General features: G+C 41.3%; 14 protein-coding genes. All 14 read left to right on the plus strand.

All coding sequences use genetic code 11. The features are described 5' to 3' along the window. Positions 1-40: 40 nt before the first annotated feature. The gene (locus tag WC310_02835) at positions 41-982 is read left to right on the plus strand and encodes an FAD-dependent oxidoreductase (protein MFA5358728.1); all 942 of its coding nucleotides are present in this window, start codon (positions 41-43) and stop codon (positions 980-982) included. A gap of 92 nt (positions 983-1,074) precedes the next feature. Beyond that, positions 1,075-2,316 carry a Glu/Leu/Phe/Val dehydrogenase gene (locus WC310_02840; GenBank protein ID MFA5358729.1) on the plus strand — a complete coding sequence of 414 codons (1,242 nt, stop codon included), beginning with the start codon at positions 1,075-1,077 and terminating at the stop codon, positions 2,314-2,316. A 169-nt stretch (positions 2,317-2,485) separates the two neighbouring features. Further along, the gene (locus tag WC310_02845) at positions 2,486-2,713 is read left to right on the plus strand and encodes a hypothetical protein (protein ID MFA5358730.1); all 228 of its coding nucleotides are present in this window, start codon (positions 2,486-2,488) and stop codon (positions 2,711-2,713) included. 132 nt (positions 2,714-2,845) lie between these two features. Then, positions 2,846-3,463, plus strand: coding sequence for a ribonuclease HII (locus WC310_02850; protein ID MFA5358731.1), 618 nt, complete (start codon positions 2,846-2,848; stop codon positions 3,461-3,463). A gap of 62 nt (positions 3,464-3,525) precedes the next feature. Next, a complete protein-coding gene (locus tag WC310_02855) occupies positions 3,526-3,834 on the plus strand; it encodes a hypothetical protein (GenBank protein ID MFA5358732.1) in 309 nt (102 codons plus the stop codon). Between the two features lie 9 nt (positions 3,835-3,843). Further along, positions 3,844-7,308, plus strand: a complete 3,465-nt coding sequence (locus WC310_02860; protein MFA5358733.1) for an alpha/beta fold hydrolase — start codon at positions 3,844-3,846, stop codon at positions 7,306-7,308. A 1-nt stretch (position 7,309) separates the two neighbouring features. After that, the gene (locus WC310_02865) at positions 7,310-7,798 is read left to right on the plus strand and encodes a hypothetical protein (protein MFA5358734.1); all 489 of its coding nucleotides are present in this window, start codon (positions 7,310-7,312) and stop codon (positions 7,796-7,798) included. Positions 7,799-7,803: 5 nt separating this feature from the next. Further along, complete coding sequence (locus tag WC310_02870) at positions 7,804-8,505, plus strand: sugar phosphate nucleotidyltransferase (protein MFA5358735.1); 702 nt, start codon at positions 7,804-7,806, stop codon at positions 8,503-8,505. Between the two features lie 90 nt (positions 8,506-8,595). After that, a complete protein-coding gene (locus WC310_02875; protein MFA5358736.1) occupies positions 8,596-9,132 on the plus strand; it encodes an adenine phosphoribosyltransferase in 537 nt (178 codons plus the stop codon). A gap of 26 nt (positions 9,133-9,158) precedes the next feature. Beyond that, positions 9,159-9,938 (plus strand): class I SAM-dependent methyltransferase, encoded by a 780-nt coding sequence (locus WC310_02880; GenBank protein ID MFA5358737.1) that lies wholly within the window; start codon positions 9,159-9,161, stop codon positions 9,936-9,938. A gap of 32 nt (positions 9,939-9,970) precedes the next feature. After that, positions 9,971-10,702, plus strand: a complete 732-nt coding sequence (mtnP, locus tag WC310_02885; GenBank protein ID MFA5358738.1) for an S-methyl-5'-thioadenosine phosphorylase — start codon at positions 9,971-9,973, stop codon at positions 10,700-10,702. 28 nt (positions 10,703-10,730) lie between these two features. Then, positions 10,731-11,279, plus strand: a complete 549-nt coding sequence (locus WC310_02890) for a DUF6580 family putative transport protein (GenBank protein MFA5358739.1) — start codon at positions 10,731-10,733, stop codon at positions 11,277-11,279. A gap of 16 nt (positions 11,280-11,295) precedes the next feature. Beyond that, positions 11,296-12,255, plus strand: coding sequence for a glycosyltransferase family 2 protein (locus tag WC310_02895; protein ID MFA5358740.1), 960 nt, complete (start codon positions 11,296-11,298; stop codon positions 12,253-12,255). A 24-nt stretch (positions 12,256-12,279) separates the two neighbouring features. After that, positions 12,280-13,257: a glycosyltransferase family 2 protein gene (locus tag WC310_02900; protein MFA5358741.1), complete on the plus strand. Its 978-nt coding sequence runs from the start codon at positions 12,280-12,282 to the stop codon at positions 13,255-13,257. Positions 13,258-13,259: the final 2 nt, after the last annotated feature.

The following is a 13,259-nucleotide window of genomic DNA, read 5'->3' on the forward strand; positions in this document are numbered from 1 at the left end:
ACCATTAACCATTAATCATTAATCATTAATTACTATTTTTATGGAAAATCAATACGATGTTGTCATCGTCGGTGGCGGTCCGGCTGGTATCGTTGCCGCTATTTATGCCGCGCGTAAACAATTAAATACCGTTATTATCACCCCTGACCTCGGCGGTCAGATGGCGATTACCAACCATATAGAAAATTACCCCGGTTTTGAAAATATTTCCGGTCCAGAGTTGGTAAACAAATTTCGTTTGCAGGTGGAAAAGCTGGGCGGTAAATTTATTTTTGATCAAGTCGTCGGTATAGAGCCGGTTGACAGTATTTTTAAAGTCAAAACTTCTGGCAGGGAATTTATGACTCGAACAGTTGTCCTGGCTTTTGGTTTGACACCACGAGGGCTAGATGTTCCCGGAGAAGAAAAGTTTAAAGGACGCGGTATCGCTTTCTGTGCTACTTGTGACGCGCCGCTTTATAAAGGAAAAACCGTGGCAGTAGTTGGCGGTGGTAACAGCGCGATGGAAGCTATTACCGAGTTGTCTAAAATCGCTACCAAAGTTTATGCCACGCATCGCGGCGACAAATTTAGCACCGCTGATCCAGTCGAAGTAGAAAAGATTAGTGGTTACGCCAATGTCGAAGTGATGTTGAACAGTGAAATCACAGGGTTTATCGGGGATAAAAAATTAGAAAAAATTTTGGTTCATAATAATAAAAATGAAAAGCCGGATTTTGAGTTGGCGGTCGACGGCGTGTTTTTAGAAATCGGTTACGTGACTAAAACCGACTGGCTAAAAGGGTTTGTGGATATTGATGAAAAAGGACATGTATTAATCAATGAAAAGGCCGAAACTTCTCGACCCGGCGTTTATGCCGCTGGTGATGTGACCAATACGACTTATAAACAAATTGTTATTTCCGGCGGCGAGGGTGCCAAAGCCGCGTTGTCAGCTTATAAATATTTAAACAACTCCAAAACGGTTACGCCGGATTGGTAGTGGATAGTCCAGAGTCCAAAGTCCAGAGTTTGGGGTAAATCCTCCTAACCTCCTAACCTCCTAACCTCCTAACCTTTTAACTTCCTACTATTATGTCTAATGCATTTTCCAACGCCATGAAGCAGCTTGACGTCGCTGCCAAATATTTGGATTTTGAGCCAGAGATTTTGGATAAACTACGATCGCCGAAAAGAGCGTTCAATTTTTCTCTTCCGGTAAAAATGGATAATGGCACGACAAAAACTTTTGAAGGTTATCGCGTGCAATACAACGATGCCAGAGGTCCTTTTAAAGGTGGAATCCGTTTTCATCCTAAAGCCGACATGAACGAAGTAAAGGCATTGTCTTTTTGGATGACGATTAAGTGCGCTGTTGTCGGTATTCCTTTTGGTGGTGGCAAAGGCGGCGTGACAGTCGACCCCAAAAAATTGTCAGCAACTGAGCTAGAAAATCTTTCTCGCGCTTATGCTCGCGCACTGGGTAAAAATATTGGTCCATATATTGATGTGCCGGCGCCCGATGTTTACACTACGCCGCAGATCATGGCTTGGATGATGGATGAATACGAAAAATTGGTTGGTTGTCATGCGCCAGGAGTGATTACTGGCAAGCCTCTGTCTGTTGGCGGATCGCTAGGTCGCGACACAGCTACGGCGCAAGGAGCTTTTTATGTTTTGCAGAGTTTGGCTAAAAAAATTAGATTAAACAAAAAAGCGAGTTTGGCAATACAGGGTTTTGGTAACGCCGGTTACCATCTGGCGCGGTTAGCTTACGATGCCGGTTACGTTATTAAGGCGATAGCCGATTCGCGCGGCGGAATAGTGGCGCTGGACGCTAAAGGTTTTGATCCAAAAGAAGTGGTGGTTTACAAGGAAAATAATGGTGAACTGGGCAGTAATAAAACTAAGTACAAAAAAATAGTAAGTGAAAAAGTTTTGGAAGAAAAAGTGGACGTGGTGGTTCCGGCGGCGCTAGAAAATCAAATTACCCTAAAAAATGTCGGCAAGATTAAAGCCGCGGTAGTACTGGAAGTGGCTAACGGACCGACTACTCCCGAGGCTGACGTGAAGTTGTTTAAAAAAAGCGTGGTGGTTTGCCCGGATGTTTTGACCAACGCCGGTGGCGTGACCGTTTCATACTTTGAGTGGGTGCAAAATTTGCAGGGTTATTATTGGACGGAAAAAGAAGTGTTTAGTAAGCTGCAGCCGATTATGGAGAGTTCATTTGCGGCTGTTTGGGATATTTCTCAAGAAAAAAAAGTTGATCTGCGTACTGCTAGTTTTGTTTTGGCAATCAAGCGTGTGGTGGAGGCGATGAAGGCGAGAGGGTATTAAAAAGTAAAAAGTAAAAAAACTGCGGGAGGCCGCGGTTTTTTGTATACTAAGTTTAGCCCCTGTATGCCGTTCCCTGCATACTTCGTTTTTATATTGACTAGCTATAGATTCCGTAGTAAGGTGTTAAATCAAGACAAAAGGTTCTTTTACGTAAAGAAGGAGTAGTCAAATGAAAAGTTTTCTTTTGCGGAAGTGGCACGAGTTCATGGCTAAGAGTGACGAGACTATTTGGTTGACGGTAATCCTTTCTGTCCTTTGCGCCGTTTGCGCGATTCTTGTCACCTTCGGGCTTGGCAACAATCCGGTGGTTTTTTTTCTCTTGGCCGTATTCTACGGCGCCCTTGCAGCAGTCCTTTTCTTTGTCACACCAAAGGTGCCATCACCACCGCCATTTTGACCAATCACCCAACGCCCTCGCGTTTCATATGACGCGGGGGTTTTTAATTAGTATATAGTATATAGTATATACTATATAGTATAGAGTATAGAGGAAATTTACAAAAACCCTATATACTATATACTAATTTCCATGATTACCCCGACTTTTAAACTTGAACAAATCGCCTTGGCTGACGGTTTCACTCTGATCGCCGGTATTGACGAAGCTGGTCGTGGACCTTGGGCTGGACCGCTCTGCGCTGCCGCAGTTATTTTGGATATCGCCAGTTTTAGCAACGACGCTGTTCGTGACTCCAAGATGTTAACGGCCAAAAAGCGTGAAGAGCTTTCTCCTTGGATTAAGGAAAACTGTATTGCTTGGTCGGCCGGTGAAGTTTCTTCCGAGGAGATCGACGCCATTGGTCTGCAAATGGGCAACAAAACCGCCATGAAGCGCGCGATAGAAAACCTCGCCACCAAGCCTGATTTTATCTTGACCGACTATGTCGGTCGGATTGAGTTTCGTACGCCTTTTAAAGTAGTAAAAATGGGCGACAAACTTTCTATTTCTATTGCCGCGGCTTCGATTATCGCCAAGGTTCATCGTGATGAGATAATGATGCGCCTAGCAGAGCAATATCCAGAATATCGTTTTGACCTGCACAAAGGTTACGGCACGGCGCTCCACCAAGAAATGATCCAAAAATACGGACTTTGTCCGATTCATCGGCGCAGCTTTCGGCCGATCAAACAGGTTGCGAAAAGCTAAAATAGGTAGTAAAATCATAAATAACTAAGCTACAGCTATTTATTTTTTTATTTATCAAAAATATGGCAAAAGAACCATGGAGTGATGAGTCAATTACCGGTCCAAGAGTGGTGCCGTCTAACGCGGAGTTTGTTGATGTTCCCACTGACCCAAAAGTTGATGAAAAGATTTTTATCATGTCTTTGGTTTTACGTCCTGGTGAAAACCAGGTTGATACAGAAAAAATCCGTGATCGTTTTCAGAGAGTGGTAAGACATCTGGCAGCGCTAGAGGAAGAACTATTTGCCGGATTTGGCGAAGAAATGAAAAAAGCCGATTTGGAAGAGCTGCGTGACCGTTTCGAAAAATTAGTTAAAGAAAAAGCAGCCTAAGATAATTTTATGAATGAATATAATCACCAAGAAATAGAAAAGAAATGGCAGAAGGTTTGGACAGGGCAAAATATTTATCGCACTCGAGAAGACAAGGGTAGACCCAAGTTTTACATTTTGGATATGTTTCCCTATCCCTCTGGTGTGGGACTACATGTTGGTCATCCCAAAGGATATATTGCTACTGATATTTTTGGTCGGGCTAAATCAATGCAGGGCTACAATGTGCTCCATCCCATGGGATGGGACGCTTTTGGCTTGCCGGCAGAAAACTACGCTATCCAAAACAAAGTTCATCCGCGCCAGGCGACAGAAGAAAATATCAAAACTTTCAAAAATCAGCTAGCCATACTCGGTTTCACTTACGATTGGGAAAGAGAAATCAATACTACTGACCCGGCGTATTACAAATGGACGCAGTGGGCTTTTATTCAGATGTTCAAAAAAGGTCTTGCTTACGAATCATACGAGCCGATCAACTGGTGTCCATCTTGCAAAACCGGTCTAGCCAACGAAGATCTGGAAAACGGTCTTTGCGAACGTTGCGGTTCAGAAGTAGAACGTAAACCCATTCGACAGTGGGTGCTAAAGATTACCGATTACGCCGACCGACTACTAAACGATTTGGAAAAATTGCCGGACTGGGAAGAGTCGATCAAAGAAATGCAGAGGAATTGGATTGGGAGGTCGGAGGGGGTAGAGATAGAATTTAAAATTAAAAATAATGGTGAGCAGCAGTATAACCCACCAATTAATTGGTGGGTTAACAGTGGTGACGGAGACGTTTGGTTTTTTGTTACTTTCCCGACTTACAGCCGAGGTTTATTTTTTGAAGAGCAAGGTGAGGCTCAGAAAATAATCAATATTTTTGAGCAGATTGTTAAGGAAAAAAAATATCAAGTGGCAGATATCGCGGTTATGCCAGAGCACGTACACCTGCTTGTTAAACGCGGAAAAAAAGACGATTTGGAAAAGATTGTTAAAAACCTCAAAGGTATTAGTTCTCGTTTGTATGATCAAAGCGAGGAGCATTTATGGGCTAAAAGTTTTGAATACGAAACGATAGAGAACCAAGTAGATTTTGATAAGGTGATTAGTTATTTACAAAATAATCCGATCAAGGCGGGTTTGCCAAAAGATGGTAGACTTTTATCCGAGTATCGGATGACTACGATTGGTGGGTCAGTCGACAGGATTAAGGTGTTTACTACTCGACCGGACACGCTCTATGGCGCAACTTATTTAGTATTGTCGCCGGAGTACGCGTGGTTAAACTCAGTGTCGCCGGAGTACGCGTGGTTAAACCACCAATTAATTGGTGGTTTAACCAATGCAGATGAAGTGGTGGCTTATATCGAGAAGACCAAGCAAAAAACCGATCTAGCTCGCCAGGCGGAAAAAGAAAAAACCGGCGTTGAGTTAAAAGGCATCAAAGCTATCAATCCGGTTAATGGCGACGAGCTGCCGATTTTTATTGCCGACTATGTTTTGTCCAGTTACGGCACGGGAGCTATCATGGCAGTGCCAGCTCACGATGAAAGAGATTTTGAATTTGCCAAGAAATTTAACTTGCCGATCATTCCGGTTATTAAAGATGAGGATAAAGATAAACGTGGAACAATTTTGGTTATTCATGGACTATGCGGAAATTCTAATGAAAATTGGTTTCCGTGGTTAAAAGATAATGCCCAAAAAATTGGTTATGAGGTTTTAGTCCCAGATCTACCAAATGCAGATGAACCAAAAATGGAAGAATGGTTGTCGGTTTTAGCTGGTCTAAAAGAAAAATTAGTTGGTGAGATAATTGTAATTGGTCATAGTTTGGGCGCTGCAGTGGCTTGTAAATTTGTTGAAGAAAATAATTTGAAAATAAATAAGTTAATTTTAGTTGCGCCGACTGGGTCAAGTCAAGGTGAAGATAATTGGCAAGCGTTAAAAAGTGCTGGTGTAACAGATAGTGGCATTCAAGCAATTAAAGATTTTAACGGAGTGAAAATTGATTGGAAAAATTTGCAAAGTTTAATCGAAAGTCCGTTTATTTGTATGTCAGACAATGATCCATATATTCCGTTGGAAGTTCAGAATGATTATAAAGGAATAAATCCGGCAATTAGAATATTTTCTAACTGCGGTCATTTTAATCAAAAAGCGGGTTTTATCAAGTTTCCTGAATTAATGGCGGAGATCATGGATGGGGCTTATGTCGGCAAAGGTGGTTTGGTTAATTCAGGAGAATTTGATGGTATGGAAGTTGATGAAGCCAAGAAAAAAATTACTAAAAAAGTTGGCGGCAAACTGACCGTCCAATACAAACTTCGCGATTGGGTGTTTTCTCGCCAGCGTTATTGGGGCGAGCCGATTCCGCTCGTCAAATGCGACAAATGCGGCTGGGTAGCAGTACCGGAAAAAGATTTGCCGGTCGAGCTTCCTGATGTAAGATTTTACGAGCCAACCGGTACGGGTGAATCACCGCTAGCTAATATTACCGACTGGGTAAATACCACTTGCCCGGAGTGCGGCGGACCAGCTAAACGTGAAACCAACACCATGCCACAGTGGGCTGGATCATCTTGGTATTATTTACGTTATATCGATCCGCACAATGATACGGCGCTAGTCGACAAGAAAAAAGAAAAATATTGGTCGCCGGTTGATTTTTACGTTGGTGGAGCTGAGCACGCGACACGACATTTGATTTACGCTAGATTTTGGCACAAATTTTTGTATGATATTGGCGCGGTAAATTATGATGAGCCGTTTAAGAGATTGCAACACGTTGGATTGATACTAGCTGAAGACGGTCGCAAGATGAGTAAGCGTTGGGGCAACGTGATAAACCCAAACGATATCGTCCGCGATTATGGCGCTGACGCCATGCGTGTTTACGAAATGTTTATGGGACCTTTTTCGCAACCCTGCGCTTGGAGTACAGATGGGTTGGTTGGAGCTAGAAGATTTTTGGTTAAGATATGGAAATTGCAAGATAAAGTAAAGGAGACGGAAATTGAGAAATTAGAAATTAAGAAATTGGTTCATAAGACGATTAAAAAGGTTACCGAAGATATTGAAAACTTTAGGTTCAACACCGCTATCTCGGCGATGATGATTTTGGTTAACGAAATGGAAAAGGAAGAAAGTATTTCAGCCGCCAATTTTCAATTTCTCATTTCTATATTATCTCCTTTTGCTCCGCATATCTGCGAAGAGTTGTGGCAAAAGCTTGGTCACATTGACAGTATTACTGTGCGGCCTTGGCCGAAATATGACGAGAAGCTGATTGTTGACGACGTTGTTAGCTTAGTCGTTCAGGTCAACGGCAAACTAAGAGAAAATATTGAAGTAGCAAAAGACATCACGGAAAAAGAAGCAACCGAGCTGGTGCTAGCAAGCGAAAAAATACAGAAATGGCTAGAAGGGAAAACACCAAAGAAAATAATTTTTGTTCCGGGTAAATTAATTAATATAGTTGTTTAATATGATGGAAGGTGGTGAAATAATAGAGCAAAGAAAAACAGACGGTTCTGGAGTTAAAGAAGAGGCGGCTTTGCTTATAGAGCTTCAGGCTGCAGCGGAAAAAGAATTGTCAGATTTGATTTCCCTTTTTGAGAGAGAAATCACTGCTCCTACCAAACAATTTTCCTTATTTATAAAAAATTCCGTCGAGAGGCTGAAAAACAATCGTGACAGTGGGGGTGGTGAAATCAAAGATGGTTTTAATGATATCTTTTCTCGTTATAATGCGGTTTATTCCAAAAGAAAAGAGGATGGAGTTTTTCGTCACAACCTTTTTGATTATTTTGTTCACGCGGTAGGCGTTTTGGATTTGTTGAAAATGGATATTGATGAAGGCAAAGACAGTAAAAAAAGAAGAAAACAGGCGTTGGAGCTCATTCGTTATGACTATGAAAAAGCCAAGTCTTTTCTGGCGCAAAAAATAAACGGTTCTAACGGAAAAGAAGTCTAAGTTTTATGCAAGCAGTGATACTAGCCGCCGGTCGTGGCGTACGTATGCAGCCTTTGACTTACGAAATACCAAAACCGATGCTCCGAGTGCAAGGCAAACCCATACTTGCTTACACCATAGATTTGTTGCCGGCAGAAATCGACGAAATTATTATTGTTGTTGGTTATCTCGGCGATCAGATCAAGGAATATTTCGGGCAAGACTACAACGGTAGAAAGGTTGTTTATGTCGAGCAGCAAGAACTGCTCGGTACAGGGCACGCATTGTCTTTATGTCGGGATATATTGCACGACAGATTTCTGGTTTTGATGGGAGATGATATATATTCTGCTGCCGATATTCCGCGCTGTTTGGAGTACGAGCAAAGTATACTTGCCAAAGAAGTGACAGCCGAAGAAAAAAGAAATTACGGGGCGTTTGAAATAAACGACAAAGGAGATCTGATCGGTATTACCGAAAAAGAATTGCCGACCGGAGATAAGTTTTTGGTCAACACCGGTTTGTATGTACTAGACATGACATTTTTTGACTACGATTTAGTCTCGATCAAAGACGGCAAAGAGTTTGGCCTACCGCAGACACTGGTGAATGTGGCCAAAGATCATCCGATCCGCATCGTGAAAACAGATTACTGGTTGCCGATAGGTTATCCTGATGATATCGAAAAAGCGGAGATATATTTGAGGAAAAATGGAGTGATTAGATAGATACTAGCCGCTAGCCGCTAGCGGCTAGTATCTAGGTCTTAGTATTTAGTATCTAGGGAACATTATCGCTTAATTTATAACCACCGTCCTATGAACCTAGACGAAAAGATTCGCAAGATTCCCAATTGGCCAAAAGAGGGTATTTTGTTTTACGACGTGACTACGCTTTTTGAAGATCCGGCGGCGCTACGTTATACTATCGACAAAATGATCGAGCCGTATCGCGGACAAAAAATCGACAAGATAGTAGCTATCGACGCGCGCGGATTCTTGCTCGCAACGCCAATGGCGCTAGAAATGAACACCGGAGTATCTCTAGTCCGCAAGAAAGGCAAACTACCCCACAAAACTGTGGAAGCTAGTTACGAAAAAGAATATGGTCCAGATACGATAGTCATGCACGAAGATACTATCAAACCCGGGGAAAAGGTTTTGATTGTTGACGATCTGCTTGCTACCGGCGGCACGATGCTGGCGTCAGTGGAGCTGGTACGAAAGCTTGGAGGAGAGGTAGTGGGTGCTAGCGTTTTGGTAAACCTGTCGTTTTTGCCAGGGCTGGAAAAGTTGAAAGCTGAAGGAATAAGAGTAAATTATTTGGTGGAGTATAATAATGAGGCGGTAGTGTAATCTAATAATGATAAAAAAGCTTGTTTATGGATTTGTTTAAAAGTGCGGCAAAAGGTTATACGAAATATCGCGGAGAATATCCTAAAGAAGTAATTGAGAAAATAATTGCTAAATTAAATTTAGATGGGTCAGGGCGTCTTTTGGATATCGGCTGTGGCGACGGCACATTAACCTTCGCATTATCGAAGTATTTTAAAGAAGTAGTTGCAGTGGATATAAGTATTGAAATGATAAATGAAGGGAAAAAAAGAGCCAAAGCATTAGGTGTTAACAATATTAATTGGATCGTAAAGAGCGCCAATAGCTTAAATGATGATATCGGCAGATTTGATTGTATTACAATTGCTAAAGCGTTACATTGGTTTGATATAGAAAAAGTTTTATCTTTAAGCCATAAAATTTTAAAACATAATAGCGCAATTGTTATTTTAGGAGGAAAGAGTATTTGGAATTATGCACCAACAGAATGGGAGAAAAAAATAATTGAAATTATTAAAAAATATCTTGGACCGGAAAGGATGACTATAAATGGCAAATTTCTGGTTTCACAAAAGCCCTACGAGGGTTATTTAAAGGAAGCGGGTTTTAAAAATATAAAGGTGTTTGGATATACTACGCCCAAAGGTCCTAAAACAGTTGACGAAGTTTTAGCCGAGCAGTTTTCGACTTCCTATGCGGCAAAAGAGCTTTTTGGCAATAGATTAATCAATTTTGAACAAGAGTTGAAAAATGAATTATTAAAGATTCGTCCAGATAACAAATTTGTCAGCGAGTCTAGAGGAGATGTAATTATGGGGTTTAAATAATAGTTGAATGAATTAAGAATAATAAATAAAATATGAAAATCGGCATTATCGGTGGTAGTGGTCTAGATGATCCAAAGATTCTAGAAAACGCCACAGAAAAAGAAGTGGAGACACCTTATGGTATGCCTGCCAGTGCTTTGATTATTGGTAAAATTGGTAATACTGATGTAGTGGTGGCTTCACGCCATGGTAAAGATCACACTATTACTCCAACGCACGTTCCTTTTCGCGCCAACATTTGGGCGCTCAAAGAAGAGGGCTGCACCCATATTTTGGCAACCACTGCTTGCGGCTCGCTACGCGAAGAAATTAAACCGGGCGACTTGGTTTTTATCGATCAGTTTATTGATAACACCAAACATCGGATTCTGACTTTTTTTGAAGATCGGGTAGTACATACGCCAATGGCCGAACCGTTTAGTCGGGAACTGCGCGACAAACTTTCAGCTGCAGCTAAAGACCTTGGCTTTGCTTATCACGATAAAGGTACGATGGTAACTATCGAAGGACCGCGCTTTTCTACCAAAGCCGAATCGCATATGTTTCGCGCTTGGGGCGCTGACGTGGTTAATATGTCGACAGTACCTGAAGTGATACTAGCTAACGAGCTTGGCATTCCTTATCAATCAATTGCTATGGCAACAGATTATGACTGCTGGAAAGAGGATGTTGAGCCGGTAAGCTTTGAAATGATTTTGCAGCGGATGGCGGAAAACGCCGATAAAGTGAGGAAGCTGATTATCCAGGTAATAAAAAATTTTTAACAATTTAATAATTTAATTAAAAAAAAGTATGAAAAAAAATTGGCAAATATTTGTCGTTTTGGCAATAATAATTTTGGCAGCTGCTTCGCGCTTAGTTCATCATCCGTTTAATTTTACGCCGATCATTGCTTTGGCGTTATTTGCTGGTTGTTATTCCAAAAAACATTGGGCGATAATTTTGCCTTTGGGAGCGATGTTGGTCAGCGATTATTTTATTGGTTTTTATGACTGGCAGGTGATGGCTTCGGTCTACGTCGGTTTTGCCATCGCTTTTTATATCGGTTGGTTTTTAAAAAAACACAAAACCTGGTACGGGGTTGGTGCCGCAGCGCTTATTTCCTCGGTGGTGTTTTTTGGGGTAACCAATTTCGCAGTTTGGGGATTTTTTGAATGGTATCCGCATACTTGGGCGGGGCTGGTTTCTTGTTTCACCTTAGCTTTGCCATTTTTTCGCAACAGCTTAGCCGGAGATCTGATTTACAGCGCCGCTTTATTCGGATTATTTGAAACAGCTATTTATTTCGTAGATAAAAAAAATTGGATAAAGCAAAACACGACTTCTCCGGAAAAGGTGTAGTTAATGTCTAAAAAATATGGATAGTCAAAAACAAATTTCGATTGTTATTCCTCTTTACAATGAAGCAGGCAATCTCGAAAAATTATACAGCGACCTAAAAGATGTTTTAGCCAAAATTTCTTGTTCTTGTAATTATGAAATTATTTTTGTTGACGACGGCAGTACCGATGGCAGCACCGAAATGGTTTTGCGTTTTGCTGCGAATGATCGGGCGGTAAAAGTGATAGAGTTCTCTCGTAACTTTGGTAAAGAGCTCGCTATAACCGCCGGCGTAAATAATTGCGAGGGAGATGCCTGTATTATCATGGATGCCGATTTACAGCATCCGATCGGGTTAATACCGGAGTTTGTCAAAAAATGGGAAGCAGGCGCCGAAGTGGTAGTGGGTGTTCGTGAAAAAAATAAAAACGAAGGTTTGACAAAAAAAATCGGTTCAATCCTTTTTTATAAAATTATCGGTATGATTAGCGAGACAGAAATGGTGCCGCGTTCAACCGACTACCGTCTGCTTGACCGTAAAGTGATAAAAGAGTTTAACCGCTTTACGGAAAAAAATCGTATTACCCGTGGATTAATTGCTTGGCTCGGTTTCAAAAAAGATTATATTTATTTTGCCGCCAACGCGCGCTATTCGGGCAGAGCCAGCTATGGATTTTTTAAACTAATCAAGCTGGCTTTATCGGCTTTCGTTACTCATAGTCTTTTTCCGCTAAAATTGGCCGGCTATGTTGGGGTTTTTATCACCATTTTTTCCGCAATAACCGGAATTTTTATCTTTACCGACAAATATATTCTCAATAATCTTTGGAACCTCAACTTTACCGGGACGGCTTTGCTAGCGGTTTTAATCATTTTTTTCGTCGGCATCATTCTTTGTTGCCTGGGATTGATCGCTCTGTATATTGCCAATATTCATGAAGAGGTTTCTCATCGGCCTCTATATATTGTCCGCCGCAGAGAAAACTTTGATAATTAGCAGGCAGTTCAATTTATTTATTTTATGATTAAATACAGCTTTATCATACCGGTAAAGGAAATTAACGATTATATCCAGGAAACCGTTGCTGCTATTTTGAAAATTTCTCGCGACGATTACGAAATAATTATTTATCCGGATGTCGCTACTTCTGACGTCTGGTTAAAGACAAGGCAGATTGCCACCGGACATGTCGGTCCGGCGCAAAAAAGAAGCTTGGCGATAAATGACGCCGCTAGCGAGATATTGGTTTTTGTTGATGACGATGCTTACCCGCAGGCGGATTTTTTGGACAAACTCGATGACGATTTTTCGTCGGCAGAGGTCGTGGCTGTCGGCGGTCCGGCTATTACTCCGGCAAGCGACGGTTTTTGGCAAAAAGTTTCCGGCGCTGTTTTTTTGAGTAAACTGTCGGGCGGATTTCCCGAACGTTACGCTGCAGTTGGTGTTAAACATTTTGTTGATGACTGGCCGAGTGTTAACCTGTCAGTGCGCAAAACAGATTTTTCCGCTGTCGGCGGTTTCGATAGCGTTTATTGGCCGGGCGAGGATACTAAACTTTGTATTGATCTGATTAAAAAAGCTAAAGGTAAAATACTCTATGATCCGGCTTTGATTTGCTTTCACCATCGTCGAGATGGATTTTTCAGACACTTAAAACAAATCGGCAATTATGGACTTCATCGTGGGTTTTTTGTCAAAAAATTTCCCCAGACATCTTTGAAGTTAAAATATTTCTTTCCCGGTTTTTTTCTTTTGTTTGTACTGGTCGGAGCGCTTTTTAGTTTATACTCGCCATTTTTTTTAAAACTATATATACTAGGTTGGCTGGTTTATGTTTTGATTTTGGTTAAAGCCCTGCTGGAAATAAGTAAATATGAGAAAAATTGGTCGATATTGCTTAATTCTTTATACTATATATTTTTTACCCATATTTTCTACGGCATTCGTTTTATTCAAGGTCTGATTTTTACGAGAGACTTAAAAAGCAAATTAAGGTAACA

The sequence above is a fragment of the Patescibacteria group bacterium genome (genome assembly GCA_041653535.1).
Classification (GTDB): Bacteria; Patescibacteriota; Patescibacteriia; order JACRDY01; family JACRDY01; genus JBAZFH01.

Bases quoted from the DNA above. Each gene is read 5' to 3' on its own strand.
- WC310_02835 (MFA5358728.1), top strand. From the start codon at position 41: ATGGAAAATCAATACGATGTTGTCATCGTCGGTGGCGGTCCGGCTGGT.
- WC310_02840 (MFA5358729.1), top strand. From the start codon at position 1,075: ATGTCTAATGCATTTTCCAACGCCATGAAGCAGCTTGACGTCGCTGCC.
- WC310_02845 (MFA5358730.1), top strand. From the start codon at position 2,486: ATGAAAAGTTTTCTTTTGCGGAAGTGGCACGAGTTCATGGCTAAGAGT.
- WC310_02850 (MFA5358731.1), top strand. From the start codon at position 2,846: ATGATTACCCCGACTTTTAAACTTGAACAAATCGCCTTGGCTGACGGT.
- WC310_02855 (MFA5358732.1), top strand. From the start codon at position 3,526: ATGGCAAAAGAACCATGGAGTGATGAGTCAATTACCGGTCCAAGAGTG.
- WC310_02860 (MFA5358733.1), top strand. From the start codon at position 3,844: ATGAATGAATATAATCACCAAGAAATAGAAAAGAAATGGCAGAAGGTT.
- WC310_02865 (MFA5358734.1), top strand. From the start codon at position 7,310: ATGATGGAAGGTGGTGAAATAATAGAGCAAAGAAAAACAGACGGTTCT.
- WC310_02870 (MFA5358735.1), top strand. From the start codon at position 7,804: ATGCAAGCAGTGATACTAGCCGCCGGTCGTGGCGTACGTATGCAGCCT.
- WC310_02875 (MFA5358736.1), top strand. From the start codon at position 8,596: ATGAACCTAGACGAAAAGATTCGCAAGATTCCCAATTGGCCAAAAGAG.
- WC310_02880 (MFA5358737.1), top strand. From the start codon at position 9,159: ATGGATTTGTTTAAAAGTGCGGCAAAAGGTTATACGAAATATCGCGGA.
- mtnP (MFA5358738.1), top strand. From the start codon at position 9,971: ATGAAAATCGGCATTATCGGTGGTAGTGGTCTAGATGATCCAAAGATT.
- WC310_02890 (MFA5358739.1), top strand. From the start codon at position 10,731: ATGAAAAAAAATTGGCAAATATTTGTCGTTTTGGCAATAATAATTTTG.
- WC310_02895 (MFA5358740.1), top strand. From the start codon at position 11,296: ATGGATAGTCAAAAACAAATTTCGATTGTTATTCCTCTTTACAATGAA.
- WC310_02900 (MFA5358741.1), top strand. From the start codon at position 12,280: ATGATTAAATACAGCTTTATCATACCGGTAAAGGAAATTAACGATTAT.